12 protein-coding genes and 1 pseudogene are annotated in these 16,647 nt (G+C 64.3%); 5 read left to right on the top strand and 8 right to left on the bottom strand.

Annotated elements, in window-relative coordinates:
* The first annotated feature begins 312 nt into the window (after positions 1 to 312).
* Entirely contained in the window at positions 313 to 1,506 is a 1,194-nt protein-coding gene (locus GWG65_RS14815) for an efflux RND transporter periplasmic adaptor subunit (protein WP_275196294.1), read from the top strand.
* A 12-nt stretch (positions 1,507 to 1,518) separates the two neighbouring features.
* Positions 1,519 to 4,677, top strand: a complete 3,159-nt coding sequence (locus GWG65_RS14810; protein ID WP_275196293.1) for a multidrug efflux RND transporter permease subunit — start codon at positions 1,519 to 1,521, stop codon at positions 4,675 to 4,677.
* Between the two features lie 202 nt (positions 4,678 to 4,879).
* On the opposite strand, the gene GWG65_RS14805 is transcribed toward GWG65_RS14810, so the two are convergent.
* Together GWG65_RS14805 and GWG65_RS14800 are read right to left on the bottom strand one after the other, a co-directional pair.
* Positions 4,880 to 7,147: a cation:proton antiporter gene (locus GWG65_RS14805; RefSeq protein ID WP_275196292.1), complete on the bottom strand. Its 2,268-nt coding sequence runs from the start codon at positions 7,145 to 7,147 to the stop codon at positions 4,880 to 4,882.
* A 516-nt stretch (positions 7,148 to 7,663) separates the two neighbouring features.
* A complete protein-coding gene (locus GWG65_RS14800) occupies positions 7,664 to 8,836 on the bottom strand; it encodes an MFS transporter (RefSeq protein WP_275196291.1) in 1,173 nt (390 codons plus the stop codon).
* Between the two features lie 51 nt (positions 8,837 to 8,887).
* Here GWG65_RS14800 and GWG65_RS14795 point away from each other — a divergent pair, with 51 nt between their 5' ends.
* Entirely contained in the window at positions 8,888 to 9,697 is an 810-nt protein-coding gene (locus GWG65_RS14795; protein WP_275196290.1) for a helix-turn-helix transcriptional regulator, read from the top strand.
* 266 nt (positions 9,698 to 9,963) lie between these two features.
* A complete protein-coding gene (locus GWG65_RS14790) occupies positions 9,964 to 11,316 on the top strand; it encodes a malonyl-CoA decarboxylase (protein ID WP_275196289.1) in 1,353 nt (450 codons plus the stop codon).
* A gap of 327 nt (positions 11,317 to 11,643) precedes the next feature.
* On the opposite strand, the gene GWG65_RS14785 is transcribed toward GWG65_RS14790, so the two are convergent.
* From GWG65_RS14785 to GWG65_RS14760, 6 genes and pseudogenes are all read right to left on the bottom strand, one after another.
* On the bottom strand, positions 11,644 to 11,931 hold the full coding sequence (locus GWG65_RS14785) for a GIY-YIG nuclease family protein (protein ID WP_275196288.1): 288 nt from the start codon (positions 11,929 to 11,931) through the stop codon (positions 11,644 to 11,646).
* Positions 11,932 to 12,141: 210 nt separating this feature from the next.
* Positions 12,142 to 13,310: pseudogene (gene tarD / locus GWG65_RS14780) on the bottom strand (D(-)-tartrate dehydratase).
* A gap of 229 nt (positions 13,311 to 13,539) precedes the next feature.
* Positions 13,540 to 13,797, bottom strand: coding sequence for a DUF3297 family protein (locus tag GWG65_RS14775; protein ID WP_018318553.1), 258 nt, complete (start codon positions 13,795 to 13,797; stop codon positions 13,540 to 13,542).
* Positions 13,794 to 14,270: a glutathione peroxidase gene (locus GWG65_RS14770; protein ID WP_275196287.1), complete on the bottom strand. Its 477-nt coding sequence runs from the start codon at positions 14,268 to 14,270 to the stop codon at positions 13,794 to 13,796. The genes GWG65_RS14775 and GWG65_RS14770 overlap by 4 nt, the downstream gene beginning before the upstream one ends.
* A 2-nt stretch (positions 14,271 to 14,272) precedes the next feature.
* Positions 14,273 to 15,673, bottom strand: a complete 1,401-nt coding sequence (locus GWG65_RS14765; protein WP_275196286.1) for an amidase family protein — start codon at positions 15,671 to 15,673, stop codon at positions 14,273 to 14,275.
* 236 nt (positions 15,674 to 15,909) lie between these two features.
* Positions 15,910 to 16,167 (bottom strand): hypothetical protein, encoded by a 258-nt coding sequence (locus GWG65_RS14760; protein ID WP_275196285.1) that lies wholly within the window; start codon positions 16,165 to 16,167, stop codon positions 15,910 to 15,912.
* 248 nt (positions 16,168 to 16,415) lie between these two features.
* Here GWG65_RS14760 and pqqA point away from each other — a divergent pair, with 248 nt between their 5' ends.
* The gene (gene pqqA / locus GWG65_RS14755) at positions 16,416 to 16,496 is read left to right on the top strand and encodes a pyrroloquinoline quinone precursor peptide PqqA (protein ID WP_007595659.1); all 81 of its coding nucleotides are present in this window, start codon (positions 16,416 to 16,418) and stop codon (positions 16,494 to 16,496) included.
* Positions 16,497 to 16,647 lie beyond the last annotated feature (151 nt).

The raw sequence follows: 16,647 nt of genomic DNA, 5'->3' as shown, positions 1-16,647 counted from the left end.
ATTCTCCGGCTGGTACCCGTCCGTCAGCGTCTTCGGGAACGCGACCCGCAGCAAGGACGGGCAGGAGAGGCGTTGGCATGTCATGCTCCCTCACCTTTTCTTCTTGCGACCGCTTAGCCTCTGTCGCGTGGCCTTTGACACAATTCTGGTCGATCGTGCGCGCGATGAAAAGCGCCTGGTCATGACAAACCTGTCAAAGGCCACGCCGCTGTTTGCAGTGCAAGCCCTGCGACTGCCATGGCTATGGTGTTCCACGGCCGGTCATTTGTTGCTAGCCTGCCGCTCCGACAGACGGCAATCGGGGGCCATCAAATGACCTGCGCGAATTCCGCATCTCCTGCACAACGCAATGGAGAGTGGAGACATATCGGGCGGGCGCTGGCCGCCGTGACGGCTGTGATCGCGCTCGCCGGCTGCGAGGACAAGAACACCTTCGTCGCCCCGCCCCCGCCCAAGGTGGATGTCGCCACGCCGGTGCAGCGCGCGGTGACGCGCTATGTCGAAGCCACCGGCAACACGGCGCCGATCAAGAGCGTCGATCTCGTGGCCCGCGTGCAGGGTTTCTTGCAATCGATCGATTACCAGGACGGCAGCTTCGTCAAACAAGGCACCCAGCTGTTCACGATCGAGCCGGAGACCTACAAGCTCAAGCTCGACCAGGCGCAGGCAGCCGAAGCCGGTGCGCAGGCCACGGTCAAGCAGGCCGAAGCCGATTTCAAGCGGCAGGCCGAGCTCGTGCAGCGCCAGGCGGTCTCGCAGTCCACCCTCGACACCTCGACATCGACTCGCGACAACGCCCAGGCCAATCTCCAGCAGACCCAGGTCAATACGAGGCTCGCCGAGGTCAATTACGGCTACACGAAGGTGAGCGCGCCATTCGACGGCATCGTCAGCGCGCACATGGTCTCGATCGGCGAGCTCGTCGGCGTCTCCTCCCCGACCCAGCTCGCGAGCATCGTCGCGATGGACCCGATCTATGTGAACTTCACCGTCAACGAGCAGGACGTGCTGCGCATTCGCGCCGAGGCGGCCCGGCGTGGCCTCACGCCTACCGACCTCAAGCAATTCCCGATCCAGGTCGGCCTGCAGACCGAGTCAGGCTATCCGCATGAAGGCCACCTCGATTATGTCTCGCCGACCCTCAACACGTCGACCGGGACGCTTGCGGTGCGCGGCCTCGTGCCCAACGACACGCGCGTGCTGCTGCCCGGCTATTTCGTCCGCGTCCGCGTGCCCTTCGACCAGGAGAAGGCGGCCCTCCTCGTGCCCGACACCGCGCTCGGCAGCGACCAGGGCGGGCGCTATCTGCTGGTGGTCGGCAAGGACGACATGGTCGAACAGCGCAAGGTGCAGATCGGTCCCGTCGACAACGGCCTGCGCGTGATCGAAAGCGGCCTGAAGCCGGACGACCGCGTCGTCGTCGCAGGGCTGCTGCGGGTGATCCCGGGCCAGAAGATCGACCCGCAAGTCACAAAGATCGAGCAGCCGCAGGCGTCTGCCAAGTAGGAGCCGCCGGCCATGATCTCAAAATTCTTCATCGAGCGGCCGGTCCTCTCGAACGTCATCGCGCTGCTGATGATCCTGATCGGCGGCGTCGCGTTGTTCAACCTTGCGATCGCGCAATATCCCGACGTGGTGCCGCCGACGGTGCAGGTCACCACGCGCTATCCCGGCGCCAGCGCCAAGACCGTGATCGACACGGTTGCCTTGCCGATAGAACAACAGGTCAACGGCGTCGAGGACATGCTCTACATGCAGTCCTACAGCGGCTCCGACGGCACCTACACCCTGACCGTCACTTTCAAGATCGGCACCGACCTGAATTTTGCACAGGTGCTGGTGCAGAACCGCGTCTCCAGCGCACTCTCGCAACTGCCGACGTCCGTGCAGAACCAGGGCGTCACCGTCCAGAAGAAGTCGACCTCGATCCTGCTGTTCGTGACGCTGACCTCGCCGGACTCCCGGTTCGACAGCCTCTACTTGAGCAACTACGCCACCATCAACATCCGCGACGAGCTTTCGCGTCTGCCCGGCGTCGGCAACGTCACTGTGTTCGGCGCCGGCCAATATTCGATGCGGGTATGGCTCGATCCGAACAAGCTGCAAGTGCGTGGCCTCGTGCCGCAGGATGTCATCCAGGCGATCCAGCAGCAGAGCCAGCAGGTCTCGGCCGGCCAGGTCGGCGCGCCGCCGACGCCGCCGGGCCAGGCGTTCCAGTATACGCTCAACGTCAACGGCCGGCTCGACGACACCAGCCAGTTCGAGAACATCATCGTCAAATCAGGTACCAGCGGCGACGTCACGCGGGTGCGCGACGTCGGCTGGGTTGAGCTCGGCGCGCAGACCTACAGCCAGATCTTCTCGCTCAACAAGCAGCCCGCCACCGGCATCGGTGTGTTCCAGTCGCCCGGCGCCAACGCGCTCCAGGTCGAGCAGGCCGTCGAGAAGAAGATGGCGGAGCTGGCCAAGCGATTTCCGGAAGGCATCAAATACGACACACCGTTCGACACCACCAAATTCGTCGAGGCCTCGGTGCACGAGGTCTACATGACCCTGATCGAGGCCGGCCTCTTGGTGCTGGTCGTGATCCTGGTGTTCCTGCAGGACTGGCGCGCCATGCTGGTGCCGGCGACGACCGTGCCGGTGACCATCATCGGCGCCTTCGCCGCGATGGCGGCGCTCGGCTTCACAATCAACATGTCGACGCTGTTCGCGATCGTGCTCGCGATCGGCATCGTGGTCGACGACGCCATCGTCGTGGTCGAGGGCGCCGCTCACAACATCGAGCAGGGCATGAACGGGCACGACGCCGCGATCAAGGCGATGGACCAGCTGTTCGCGCCGATCGTCGGCATCACCCTGGTGCTGATCTCGGTGTTTCTGCCGGCATCGTTCCTCGCCGGCCTCACCGGGCGAATCTATTCGCAATTCGCGCTGGTGATCGCCGCGACCGCGCTGCTCAGCGCCATCAACGCCGCGACCCTGAAGCCGACGCAATGCGCGCTCTGGCTGCGGCCGACGGTGCCGCCGGAGCAGCGCAATTTCTTCTACCGCGGCTTCAACGCGGTCTATAACCGGCTCGAGCGGGGCTACACGCGGCTCATTGGCGTGCTGTGCAGGAACAGCACGATCTCGGTTGCGATCGCGCTGGTGCTGATCGGGATCGGCGGCTATGGCCTGTCGCGGGTGCCGACCGGCTTCCTGCCGATCGAGGACCAGGGCTATCTGATCGCCGCCGTGCAGCTGCCCGATGGCGCCGCGCTGGAGCGAACCCAGACGGTGCTCGACAGAGCGAGCGAGCTGATCAAAGAGACGCCGGGAGTCCAGCAGGTCATCACCATCGCCGGCATTTCCGCGCTCGACAGCAGCGCGAGCCTGGCCAATGCCGGCGTCGCCTACATCATCCTGAAGGACTGGGAGGCGCGCAAAGGACCCGGCGAGGACCTGCGCTCGCTGGTGTACGGGCTGAACGACAAGCTCGCGACCATCATGGAAGCGCGCACGCTGGTGCTGCCGCCGCCGCCGATCCAGGGCATCGGCAACGCGGCCGGCTTCTCGATGCAGGTCGAGCTGCGCGACGGCAACAGCGATTTCGCAAAGCTCCAGGCCATCACCGGCGCGATGGTCAGCAACGCCCAGAGCCAGAGCGCGCTGCAGCGGGTCCAGTCCTCGTTCCGCTCTTCGGTGCCGCAGTTCAACGTCGAGATCGACCGCATCAAGACCCAGACGCTGCACGTGACGACGGACCAGGTGTTCGCGGCGCTGTCGACCTATCTCGGCTCGTCCTACGTCAACCAGTTCAACAAGTTCGGCCGCGTGTTCCAGGTCTACACCCAGGCCGATCCGTCGTTCCGCGTCACCGAGCGCGACATCGCCAACATGCAGGTCCGCAACTCGAACGGCGACATGATCCCGATCGGCACCGTCGCCAAGATCACGGCGGCGACGGGCCCGTCGCTGATCAGCCTGTACAACCTCTATCCATCCTCGACCATCGTCGGTCTGCCGGCGCAGGGCTATTCGTCCGGCCAGTCGCTGCAACTGATGGAAGAGATCGCGGGCAAGACGCTGCCGCCGGGCACCGGCTTTGAATGGACTGCGATGTCGTATCAGGAGAAGGCGGTCTCGAACCAGATCTACTGGGTGTTCGGGCTCGCCATGCTGCTGGTCTATCTCGTGCTCGCCGGCCAGTACGAGAGCTGGTACGCGCCGATCTCGGTGATCCTCGCAGTGCCGCTGTCGCTGATCGGGCCGATGCTGATCCTCAATGCGCTGAAGATCGATAATAACCTCTATTGCCAGATCGGCTTGATCCTGCTGATCGCGCTGTCGGCCAAGAATGCCATCCTGATCGTCGAGGTCGGGCTCGAGCTGCACGGGCGCGATGGCAAGCCGGTGCTGGAGTCCGCGATCGAGGCGGCGCGCGCCCGCTTCCGCCCGATCCTGATGACGTCGTTCGCCTTCATCCTCGGCGTGGTGCCGCTGGTGCTCGCGACCGGCGCCGGCGCCAGTGCGCGCAAGTCGATCGGCATCACGGTGTTCTCGGGCATGCTGGCCTCGACCTGCCTTGCGGTGCTGTTCGTGCCGGCCTTCTTCGTGGTGGTGCAGCGCTTCGAGAACTGGCGCTCGTCGAAGAAGGCGCCGAAGGCGCAGCCGATGGCGGAGGTGAAGTCCTAAAGCAAGTTTGGCAGATCGTGCGGCCACGAACTCGCTGCAACCTCTCCCGCTTGCGGGAGAGGTCGGCGCGAAGCGCCGGGTGAGGGCTCTCTCCTCATCGGGAGTGTTCGTCGGGAGTGTCTCAATGAGGAAATACCCTCTCCCCTGCCCTCTCCCGCAAGCGGGAGAGGGAGCGCACCAGCCGCGCAGATACAGCCGGCCTTCACGCCTTCTCCGCCGGCGCCTGCTGCGCCTCGCCGCTCGACACCAGCAGCACCGAGACCTTGGACTGCCCGAGCACGGCGTCGGCGACGCCGCCGAAGGAGAGATGATCGACCTGGATGCGGTCAACGCCCATCACCACGAGATCGACGTCGGTGGTGTCGATCTCGCGCAGGATTGCAGCGTCAGGCGCGCGGTTCACACGCAAGGTCGTGGTGATGTCGACGTCGTAACGGGCGGCGAGGTCGCTGGCGTCCTTCAGGATGCCTTCCTCCTGGCTCAGCCCGCGGGACGCGCTGCGCTGCGCGCCCTTGTCCCGCGTCGTCGCCACATAGATTACCCGCAGCGAGCCTGATCCGGCCTGTGCCAGTGCGACCGCGACTTCCGCGCCGCGCTTGGAGACGCCGCTGCCGGAGATGGGAACGAGGATGTTGAGGGCGTCCGGCGTCGGCTGCTTCAAATGCTTGCCCTTGGCCGCTACGATCGCGAGCGGACCTTCAAACCCGGCGGCGATGTCCTCGATCTTCCGGTCGAAGCGGTCCTTGGCGATGGTGACCTTGCCGACGCCGACGACAAGGAGATCAAAGCCCTTACGCGCTTCGGCGGCGATGGTCTCGCCGAGCTCCGCGCGCCTCGCCCGCGTGACGACATCGACGCTGCCGGCGTCGCCTTCGCCATGGGCCGACACGGTTCCGGCGGCCTTCTTCACCACGGCTTCGTGGCTCTCTTCAGCGCCGCGGCTCTTCTCCTGCTCCTCGGCGCGCTTGCCGATATGCAGGACGGTGATCGGCAGGCCGCGCATGCCGGCGATCAGGCCCGCGATATGTGCGGCGAAGGTGGCGTTGACGCTCTCGTCCACCGCCAGCAGGGGACGTTCGAGATTGGCGATGAAGCCGCGCCTCTCGAACCCTTCCCGCTCCAGGCGCTCCTTCTCGTCTTTGTTGATCGGCAGCTTCGCCAGCGCCGCGCGCAGCATCGGCGGCATCGCCATCGTCGTCACGATCGCCATAGTCACGATCATCGTGAACAGGTTCTGGCTGAGCACGCCGATGGACAGGCCGATGGTCGCGATGATGACCTCGGTCGAGCCGCGCGCATTCATCCCGCTCGCGAGCGCCAGGGACTCCCGATAGTTCAGGCCGCCCAGGGTGCCGCCGACGAAGGCGCCGCCGAACTTGCCGACACTGGCGATCACGACCAGCAGGCCGGTGAGCATCAGGAGATTGGGGTCGCGGAGCACCGACAGATCGGCGCTGAGTCCGGCCAGGCCGAAGAACACCGGCATGAAGAAGCTCGAGATCAGCCCGCGCAGGCGCTCGTCGATCTGCCGCGTCAGGATCGGCGACTCCCCGACCAGGATGCCGGCGACGAAGGCGCCGAGCACGGTGTGGACGCCGATCAGATGCGTGATCAGCGCCATCGCGCCCATCAGCAGCAGGATCACGGTGACGACCGGGGCGGTGCTGACGAGCGTGTCGTTGGCCCAGCGGATCAGCTGGAACACCAGCCGGCGGCCAATGGTGAAGCTGACGGCGAGGAAGGCGAGCGTGCCGAGGACCGCCTTAGCGACGGAGGCGACATCCAGCGTGCCCTGGGAAGCCAGGCTGAAAATGACCGCGATGATGATCCAGCCGATGGTGTCGTCGATCACGGCGGTCGCGACGATGATCTGGCCGACATTGCGGCGCATGAAGTTCATCTCGCGCACGACCACCGCGACGATCTTCACCGAGGAGATCGACAGCGCCGTGCCCATGAACAGCGAGGCCACCAGGCGGGCTTGCGGATTGGGCAGCAGCGCATCGGGCAGGAACTCGCCGAGCGCAAAGCCGCAGGCGAAGGGCACGAGGATGCCGGCGATCGAGATTGCAATCGCGGCTTTGCCGACCTTCCTGACCAGCTTGAGGTCGGTCTCCATGCCGGTCAGCAGCAACAGCAGCAGGATCCCGAACTGCGCGATGCCGTCGATCATCGCCCTCTGCTCGGGCGCCCCGGGGAAGATCGCCTGCTGCGCCTCCGGCCAGATCCAGCCGAATAGCGACGGCCCGAGCAGGATGCCGGCGAGCAGCTCGCCCATCACTGAGGGCTGGCCGATGCGCTGCATGGTCTCGCCGAGGCCGCGGCCGACGGCAATCAGCAGCACGATCTGCGCCACCAGAAGGAATTCGGAGGGAGCGGCCGATTTGCCACCCTCGGCACCGGCCGCAATGGCGGTGAGGACAAGCGCCGCGGGGACAAGGCCGACCGGTCGGAGCAGGCTCCACTGCATGCGGGTGTCTTTTCCCCTTCAACTGTCCCGCCCCCTTCAACTGTCCCGGCAAGTGCCGGAGGAGGTAAAACCCGCGGGAGGTGGAGTGGGTTCCCGTCTCTTGCGCGGGCTTGAGGGGGCGAAAACAAAAAAGTCGAAAACAACCCCATGCAAAGTAGAACGGCGTTGATGGCGTTGAGGTTTTCTGGCCGAGATTTTCTGGCCGCACCGACGTTTGACTCGTCGGGCAAAACATCGGCAGAATTGCATCATGGGCGGCTGACGCGAAGTGCCGCCATATCCCCCTCATTCCTAGCTTCTCCGTCATTGCGAGTTGGGACCGGCGGCGAGGCGCCGACCCGACGTAAACGAAAATGGGTCAGCACATCTGGTCGGATTCTGATCTGGGACCGACCACTTTCTTCCTAGCGCAGCGAAGCAATCCAGAATCCCTCCGTGGGGGCAGTCTGGATTGCTTCGTCGCAAGGGCTCCTCGCAATGACGATGTGGCGCGAGCCGACTGCCTCACGACATCCATTAAGCCGGCTGCGGCGTCCTGATTTCGCCGGGCAGGATGAGTGCGGCTGCGATCGCCAGCAGGCAGAGTGCGGCGAAGGCATGCAGCATGGTGACGAAGCCACCCTGCTCGTAAAGCCAGGCAACCAGGCCGACGGAGGCACCCGCCGCGGTGAAGCCGACGAAATAGCGCACGGCATAGGCGCGCGAGCGCCATTCTTCGCTGGTGTATTTGCCGACCATGGCGTCGTTGACCGTGACCTGCCCGAACGCGCCCATGACGATGCCGATCGAGACCAGGATCAGCGGCAGGTTGGACAGGCTGGCGGCGAGATACAGGAACGGCGCCAGCATGAAGGACAGCGGCAGTGCCACCGTCTTGAGCGAGTAGCGGTCGAGCAGCCGGCCGATCGTGTACTGCGTCATTGCGCCGAACACGTAGACGCAGGCCGCAATCACGCCCAGCAGCGCCGGACTTTTGGTGAGGTCCGCGAGCCGCTCCGCGAACAGTTTTGGCAGCGCCACCGTCACCGCGTTGAAGGTCGTGGAGATCGCGATGACGACGATCAAGAGCGCCAGGATCACGCGCCACATGTCCTGCTTTGCCACCCGCGCTTGCGCCGCCGCCTGCTTGCTCCCCTTGCGGTCCTCATGCACGACCATCATCGCAAAGCCGATGCCGATCAGGATCGTCACCACGCCGGGAACGATGAAGGCGAAGCGCCAGCCGAAATATTGCCCGATCACGCCGGTGACCAGCGCCGAGGACGCCACGCCGAGATTGCCCCAGACGCCGTTCAGCCCCATCTCGCGGCCGAGCCTGTCGGCATAGGACACGATCATGGCGGTGCCGACGGGATGATAGATCGAGGCGAAGATGCCGATCGCAAACAGCGCCGCACCGAGCTGCGGCGGGGTCTGCACCAAGCCGACCGAGATCATGGCAGCGCCAATGCCGATGAAGAAGATCAGCATCATGTGGCGGCGGCTCCAGCGGTCCCCGAGCCAGCCGGTGAGCAGCGATCCCGCGCCGAAGGCGACGAAGCCCGGCGTCGCATAGGGCAGCAGCTCCGAATAAGCCATGCCGAGCGCCGGCCCCATGATGATCACGGCGGCGGCGAAGATCAGCATCGCATAATGGTCGATGAAATGGCCTGCGTTGACGAAGCCGATCACCCGGCTGGGGCTGTTCATTCCGAATCCTCTCCTGCACCGAAATGAGTTATATGTCGGACCTATGACGGGATGCTGCCAATGACTGTCTTGGAAACGCCAATCCTGCGGGAGGTCCGGAGCAACCATCGCTCACCCGCGGGCGTGCACTTGGTCGCGCGCGACTATCCCAAGGGCTTACGGATCGATCCGCATCTGCACCGCGAGGCGCAGCTGGTCTATGCGGCCAAAGGCACCATGCAGGTGACGACGCCCAAAGGGCGTTGGCTGGTGCCGCCGGACCGCGCGGTCTGGATTCCGGCCGGGCTCGAGCATGCCATCGATCTGCTCGCCGACATCGAGATGCGCACGCTGTATTTCGACCTGCCCTGGCTGAAGCGAGAAAAACGCTATGAGGGATTGACCAGGGAATTCGTGGTGCGGGTGTCGCCACTGCTGAATCAGGCGATCCTTGCGCTGTTCGATGCGCGCAATACCGAGGAGCGCACCGAGCTGCTGGTCCGCCTGGCGATGCTGGAATTGCACCAGGCCGAGGATTCCGCGACCTTCGTACCGCTGCCGCGCGAGCCGCGCTGCCGGCGTGCCGCGATGATCGTGCTTGACGACCCCACCGGCCTGCACGACATCGACGCGCTGGCGCGGGACGTCGGAACCTCCGCGCGCACGCTGTCGCGACTGTTCTCGAGCGAGACCCAATTGAGCTTCAAGAGCTGGTGCCAGCGCGCGCGCATCGCGGCGGCGATCGAAAGACTGTCGACGGATGCCAATGTCTCGGTCAAGCAGCTCGCCGCCCAGCTCGGCTATGCCAGCGTGCCCGCCTTCTCGGCGGCGTTCCGCCAAGTGACCGGGCGGACGCCGACGGAGTTTGCGGGGAAGGGATAGCCACACCCTCGCTGCCCGGCTTGGCCGGGCGATCCAGTATTCCAGAGACTCCAGTGGAATACGGAGGAGCCGCGGCGTACTGGATGCCCCGCCTTCGCGGGGCATGACGGCGTCGGATGGCATGACGATCTTCGCGGGGCATGACAGCTTGCTTGCGGCGCATGGCCAGCTAAAGATGCAGAAATCCTCCGCTTGATTGTGATCGGCTTCCGCCTAAATGCTGTGTAAGCTTCCCGCACCGCACAAACCGGATTCGAAAAGCCCAGATGGCCAATGCCTTCTTCTCCGACCTGCTCGCCACAATCTCCGAGCGCGGCCGCACCCTGCTTCGCCGCGGCGATAGCGCAGACACCAAGCAGGATGCCGACGGCCTGATCGAGCTCTGCGGCGCGCTGCTGTCGGGCCGGGGCGAAGCCTCGGGCACTGCCATGGCGCGCGAGGTGCTCGACCTCTATCAGGATTTGGACGCGGCAGGTCGCCGCGCCTTCTTCGAGGCGCTGGTGCGCGATTTCGGCCCCGATCGCGATCGTCTGGCAAAAGCGATCGAGACATGGCGCGCCGAGCCAAGCGACGAGGACGCAAGCTCGCTTCATTTCGCCTCGGAGCCGCGGCGGCAGGAACTGATCCGCCGCCTCAACCGCGCGCCGGGCGGCACCGGCGATCTCGTCAACATGCGCGCCGATCTGCTCGGCATGATGAACGGCCACGCCGATCTCGCCGCGCTCGATCGCGACATGTCTCATCTGCTCTCTTCGTGGTTCAACAGGGGGTTTCTCGTGCTGCGCAGGATCGACTGGTCGACCCCGGCCAACATCCTCGAAAAGATCATCCGTTACGAAGCCGTGCACGAGATCAGCGACTGGGACGATCTGCGCCGCCGCATCGATCCGGTCGATCGCCGCTGTTACGCCTTCTTCCATCCCGCCATGGTCGACGAACCCCTGATCTTCGTCGAGGTGGCGCTGACCGAGACGATACCCGGCGCGATCGCGCCGCTGCTCGCGGTCGACCGCCGGTCCGTCCCGATCGAGCGCGCACGCACCGCGGTGTTCTATTCGATCTCCAACACCCAGCGCGGCCTTGGCGGCATCTCCTTCGGCAGCTTCCTGATCAAGCAGGTGGTGGAGGAATTGCGCCGCGAGTTGCCGAAGCTCGACAATTTCGTGACGCTGTCGCCGGTGCCGGGCTTCATGCCGTGGATCAAGCAGGACAAGGACCTGCCGCTCTCGGACGAGGACCGCGAGCTGCTGAAGCGCCTGGACGAGCCGAAATGGTTCGAGGATGCGGATGCGACCGCGCAGCTGCGCGGTCTGGTCGAACCGCTCGCCGCCCACTATTTCCTGAAGGCACGCACGCCAAAGGGCCGGCTGATCGACTCGGTCGGCCGCTTCCATCTCGGCAATGGCGCCCGGCTCGAGCGCATCAACTGGCTCGGCGACCTCTCGCCCAAGGGCATGCGGGAGTCCGCGGGCGTCATGGTCAACTATCTCTACCGCCTCGACGACATCGAGAAGAACCACGAGGCCTACGCCAATGACGGCGAAGTCGTGGCCTCGAGCGCGGTGAAGAAGCTGCTGAAAGGCGAAGGACGGCGGCTGCTGGATATGAGGTCGTCGTAGCGGACGTCCGGCTCGCACCACATCGTCATTGCGAGGAGCTCTAGCGACGAAGCAATCGAGACTGCCGCCGCGGAAGGACTCTGGATTGCTTCGCTGCGCTCGCAATGACGGAGAGTGTGGCGACATCTCGCGCAACTTCCAGCCTTCGTCCGTCGAGGCCCGGCCGCTCCCAGTCGACACCGCCCTCTCCGCCGTCATTGCGAGGAGCCCTTGCGACGAAGCAATCCAGACTGCCGCCGCGGAAGGACTCTGGATTGCTTCGCTGCGCTCGCAATGACGAAGAGTGTGGCGACATCTCGCGACTAACGGGTGCAGCGCTCTCGGCCATCAAATCAGCGTCTCGTACAAATCCTTCCAGTCCGGATTAAGCGTCTCGATTAGCGCAAGCTTGTTCGCCCGGCAGCCAGCCTTGATCTGCTTTTCGCGTGTAATCGCGTCGGTCATGGTCGCGTGCAGTTCGTACCAGACGAGAAGCTTGCAGCCGTACTTCGACGAGAACCCCTTTACCAATCCCTCGCGGTGCTCGAAAGCGCGATGCGGCGGATTGGAAGTGACGCCCGTGTAGATCGTCCCATTGCGGCGATTGGCGAACATGTACACGCAAGGCTGCTTCATGATCGTGCTCGGCTGAGAGAGCCACCACGATATCACAACCACAAGGTGATCGCGAGCAACGAGCGCAATAGAAACGAGGAAAGCGCAATGCTCGCCCAACATCGTCATTGCGAGGAGCCCTTGCGACGAAGCAATCCAGGCTGCCTCCGCGGAAAGATTCTGGATTGCTTCGCTACGCTCGCAATGACGGAATGTGTTGCCGCAGCCGGGCTATTCCGCCAGCGCCTTCATCTCCTTGTAGAGATCCGACTTGCCTTCGAAGCCGATGCCTGAAAGCTCCGGCATGGTGATGTGGCCGTTCTCGACGCGCACACCGTCTGGGAAGCCGCCATAGGGCTGGAACAGGTCGGGGTAGCTCTCGTTGCCCCCGAGGCCGAGGCCGGCCGCGATGTTGAGCGACATCTGGTGGCCGCCATGCGGGATGCAGCGGCTTGGCGACCGCCGTGGGTCTTCAGAACTTCCAGCGTGCGCTGATATTCGCACAGGCCATAGGACAGTGCGCAATCGAATTGCAGCCAGTCGCGGTCCGGGCGCATGCCGCCGTAGCGGATGAGGTTGCGGGCGTCCTGGTGGCTGAACAGGTTTTCGCCGGTCGCCATCGGGCCTGGATAGAACTCGGCGAGCGCGGCCTGGAGTGCATAGTCGAGGGGATCGCCGACCTCCTCGTACCAGAACAGGGGATAATCCCGCAGCATCTTGGCATAGGCAATTGCAGTTTCGAGATCAAAACGCCCGTTGGCGTCGACGGCGAGTTGCGCGTCCTTGCCGATCTCCTCCAGCACCGCCTCGATGCGCTTGCGGTCTTCGTCGATATCAGCGCCGCCGATCTTCATCTTGACGACGTTGTAGCCGCGGTCGAGATAGCCGCGCATCTCGCCGCGCAGCATCGAGAGCCCCTTGCCGGGATAGTAGTAGCCACCGGCGGCATAGACGAAGACGCGCGGATTGGCTGTGCGGCCGTGACGTTCGGCCAGCAGCCGAAACAGCGGCTTGCCCGCAATCTTTGCCACCGCATCCCACACCGCCATGTCGATGGTGCCGACCGCGACCGAGCGCTCGCCATGACCGCCCGGCTTCTCGTTCGTCATCATCGCGGCCCAGACCTTGTCCGGATCGAGATTGTCGCCGGCCTCGTTCAAGAGCTTCTTCGGATCGGCCTCGAGGATGCGCGAGGCAAAACGCTCGCGGATCAGGCCGCCCTGGCCGTAGCGGCCGTTGGAGTTGAAGCCATAGCCGACGACGCGCTTGCCGTCGCGCAACACGTCGGTGACGACGGCAACGAGGCTCGTCGTCATCTTGGTGAAGTCGATATAGGCGTTGCGGATCGGCGAGGAGATCGGCTTTGTGATCTCGCGGACGTCGACGATGCGGACGGACATGGTTGTTCAGCCTTTTACTTTCGTCATTGCGAGCGAAGCGAAGCAATCCAGTAGACCCTCACCCTGAGGAGCGCGCCCTTCGCGCGCGTCTCGAAGGGCGAGGCCACCGGCCGGGCCTTCATCCTTCGAGACGCGCGTACCGCGCTCCTCAGGATGAGGGACTGACAAGTCTGGATTGCTTCGTCGCAAGGGCTCCTCGCAATGACGAGGAGAGAGTGTGTGCGGGGCTCTACTTCTTGTCCCTGAAATACGGCTCGACCGGGCCATGCACCTTGATGGTCAGCGGGTTGCCGTGGCGATCCTTGGCGTTGCCTGCGGTGACGCGGACCCAGCCTTCGCTGATGCAGTATTCCTCGACATTGGTCTTCTCGACGCCCTTGAAACGGATGCCGACGTCGCGCGCCAGGATGTCCGCGTTGTAATAGGGGCTGTTCGGATCGACCGACAGGCGGTCCGGAAATTCGTCGCTCATTATTGTCTCGCTCATAACAGGGTCTCGATGTGCTGCCGCAATCCTTCGGGCCGTGCGGTCGGCGCGTAGCGCGCGATCACCTTGCCGGCGCGATCCACCAGGAATTTCGTGAAATTCCATTTGATGGAGGCGCCAAGCAGGCCGGATTGCTGGCGTTTCAAGTACTCATACAGAGGATGCGCATTGCTGCCGTTGACGTCGATCTTCTCGAACAGCGGAAAGGTCACGTCGTAATTGGTCGAGCAGAATGCCTGGATCTCGCTCGCCTGCCCCGGCTCCTGCGCGCCGAACTGGTTGCAGGGAAAGCCCAGTACCGAGAAGCCGCGTGGCGACAAGTCGCGGTGCAGATCCTCGAGCCCGCGATATTGCGGCGTGAAGCCGCATTTGCTCGCGGTGTTGACGATCAGCAGCACCTGTCCCTCGAAGCGGCGCATCGGCACCTCATCGCCGGCAAGCGAGTTGGCCTTGAAGTCGTAGATATCCGACATCGTCAGCCCACGGGATCGATCGGCGACGGCGGCACGCCGCCCGCCTCGATCGCTTCGCCTGCGAGCAGGCAAAGATCCTCGCGGTAGCGGCCGGACACGATGTGCACGCCGACCGGAGCCTTACCGACGAGGCCGGTCGAGACCACCAGGCCCGGCAGCCCCATGAAGGGAATCGCAATTTGCGGCAGTTGCGCCTCCCAGACGCGCTTGAAGGACTCGTCGTCCTTGCAGTCGAGCTGATCCGGAAACGGCAGCTCGCCGGACACCGGCGTCAGTACCACCGCGTATTGCTCGAAGAACAGCATCCAGTCCCGGGTCAGCGTGGCGCGGCGGGTCAGCGCCTTGGCGTAAGTCGCCTGGTCGAGCGGCGTGACCTTGGCGCGGTTGCCCCGCAGACAAGCCAGCGCACCGGGATCGCCCTCGCGCTCGGCCATCTCCAGCTGCGCCTCATAGCCGTCGCCGAGCCAAAGCTTTGTCTGCCACTCCACCGCTTCGCGCATCGGCGGCGTGTTCTCGATCACCTCCACGGTCCAGCCGGCACGCTCCAGCCGCTTGCCGGCATCGATGACGGCCGCCTTCACCTCCGGCGTGGTCACCAGCCCGTCCGGATTGAGGCAGAGCGCGGCGCGCTTCGGCCGCGCCGGACCTTCGAGCGGCACCGGCACAAACCAGGGGTCTCGGACGTCGCGCGCCGCCATCGCGGCGAGCGAAATCCTGATGTCGTTGACGGTGCGCGCCAGCGGTCCGGACACCGCCATGATCTGCGGCCCGATCGGGCGCTCCGGCAGCGCGGCGTTGAAGGCCGGAATCCGGCCCAGGGTCGGGCGCAGGCCATGCACGCCGCAGGCATAGGCGGGGTAGCGGATCGAGCCCGCGATATCGGTGCCATGGGCAATGTGGCCGATGCCGGCCGCGACCGCCGAGCCGGCACCGCCGGACGAGCCGCCGGGGGTCAGCGAGGCATCGCGCGGGTTCTTGGTGTCGCCATGGACCAGATTGGTGGTGAACCAGCGATAGGAGAAGGCCGGGCAATTGGTGCGGCCGAGCAGAACCGCGCCCGCTTTGCGGAAATTGGCGACCACCGGATTGTCTTCGCGGGCGATCAGGTCGCGCTGCAGCTTGAGGCCGTTGGTGGTGGCAAAGCCTTCCTGGTCGACATTGGCCTTGATGGTGACGGGCACGCCGGCCAAAACGCCGGGATCCTCACCCCGCGCAATCGCCGCATCGACGGCGTCGGCCTGCTTGAGCACGTCCTCCGGCCGGTGGTCGATCACCGCATTGAGCTTGGGGTTGACCGCATCGAGCCGGTCAAGTCCGGCCTTGGCGGCCTCCCTGGCGGACACCTTCTTGGACTTGACGAGGGTGGCGAGGTCGGCGGCCGACAGGCGCCAGAGGTCTTGCATGGCTTTCTCCGTATGACCGGCGTCTTTTAGCGCCGGGAAAGCGGCAAAGCCATGCGGATTTCGCAGGGGCGAACGCGGGCGGTGGTGCCGGGTGGCGCTTCATTCCCCGTCACCGAACCGAAGCAATCCAGAGTCCCTCCGCGAAGGCAGTCTGGATTGCTTCGTCGCATCAGCGCAAAATTGCTTCGCAATTTTGTCGCGAGCTCCTCGCAATGACGGTGGATAGAGCTGGGGGCTCAATGCCTCGTCGCGGACTGATCCGGCATGTCCAGCAGCGCCTCGGTGAAGGGGAATTCCAGCACGATTTCGCCGGCGACGTCGGTGACTTCGATCACCGCCTCGAGCAGGGCCGGCTGGGTCCCCTCGGATTTCAGCACCTCCAGGATCATCTGGCGGGCAACCTCCCAGGCGCGATCGGGATTGCGCAGATCCTCGCCTTCAGGATCTACGATCAATTCATCGCCGATACGGGTGTTGAAGAAGTATTTGGGCATTACCGAGATCCAATTGGGCCGCCTGTACCGGATTGAAAGCTGCACTGCACTCACAACTGCTTTATCAGGGCAGGGTTCGCGACCGAATGCGCCGAACGCAAGACTGCCTCACCAAAAGCGGTGTTCCAACCCTATATTTCGCGGCGCAGCATAAGGCCTTTAGCCAAGATTTAACTGGCGAAGTTTTGCGCCGGCACTAGTTTAAGGCATGGGCGGATACGTCCGAATTATGAAAATGGAGAGCCGAAATGGCCTGGAAAGCCCCCAAGATCGTCGAAGTGCCCTGCGGCATGGAAATCAACATGTATGTGAGCGCCACCCGCAAGTAAGCGGTTGCTCAGTTTGCGTTCAGCGCAGGTGGATCGTTCGGTTACGGTTTTTCGGACAGGTCGGGTTCTTTCGGACACAATGCGTTTCCGGAAGACACGATTTGTGTTGACCTGAGATCCACCTCGCAACGTTCCTTCCAGGAGACGGATC

The organism is Bradyrhizobium sp. CSA207, from assembly GCF_029051685.1.
Classification (GTDB): domain Bacteria; phylum Pseudomonadota; class Alphaproteobacteria; order Rhizobiales; family Xanthobacteraceae; genus Bradyrhizobium.
Note: the sequence above shows the minus strand (reverse complement) of the source record. Positions and strands in the feature narration are given on the sequence as shown.

Bases quoted from the DNA above. Each gene is read 5' to 3' on its own strand.
- pqqA (WP_007595659.1), top strand. From the start codon at position 16,416: ATGGCCTGGAAAGCCCCCAAGATCGTCGAAGTGCCCTGCGGCATGGAA.
- GWG65_RS14790 (WP_275196289.1), top strand. From the start codon at position 9,964: ATGGCCAATGCCTTCTTCTCCGACCTGCTCGCCACAATCTCCGAGCGC.
- GWG65_RS14815 (WP_275196294.1), top strand. From the start codon at position 313: ATGACCTGCGCGAATTCCGCATCTCCTGCACAACGCAATGGAGAGTGG.
- GWG65_RS14805 (WP_275196292.1), bottom strand. From the start codon at position 7,147: ATGCAGTGGAGCCTGCTCCGACCGGTCGGCCTTGTCCCCGCGGCGCTT.
- GWG65_RS14770 (WP_275196287.1), bottom strand. From the start codon at position 14,270: ATGTCGGATATCTACGACTTCAAGGCCAACTCGCTTGCCGGCGATGAG.
- GWG65_RS14810 (WP_275196293.1), top strand. From the start codon at position 1,519: ATGATCTCAAAATTCTTCATCGAGCGGCCGGTCCTCTCGAACGTCATC.
- GWG65_RS14795 (WP_275196290.1), top strand. From the start codon at position 8,888: ATGCTGCCAATGACTGTCTTGGAAACGCCAATCCTGCGGGAGGTCCGG.
- GWG65_RS14765 (WP_275196286.1), bottom strand. From the start codon at position 15,673: ATGCAAGACCTCTGGCGCCTGTCGGCCGCCGACCTCGCCACCCTCGTC.
- GWG65_RS14760 (WP_275196285.1), bottom strand. From the start codon at position 16,167: ATGCCCAAATACTTCTTCAACACCCGTATCGGCGATGAATTGATCGTA.
- GWG65_RS14800 (WP_275196291.1), bottom strand. From the start codon at position 8,836: ATGAACAGCCCCAGCCGGGTGATCGGCTTCGTCAACGCAGGCCATTTC.
- GWG65_RS14785 (WP_275196288.1), bottom strand. From the start codon at position 11,931: ATGAAGCAGCCTTGCGTGTACATGTTCGCCAATCGCCGCAATGGGACG.
- GWG65_RS14775 (WP_018318553.1), bottom strand. From the start codon at position 13,797: ATGAGCGAGACAATAATGAGCGACGAATTTCCGGACCGCCTGTCGGTC.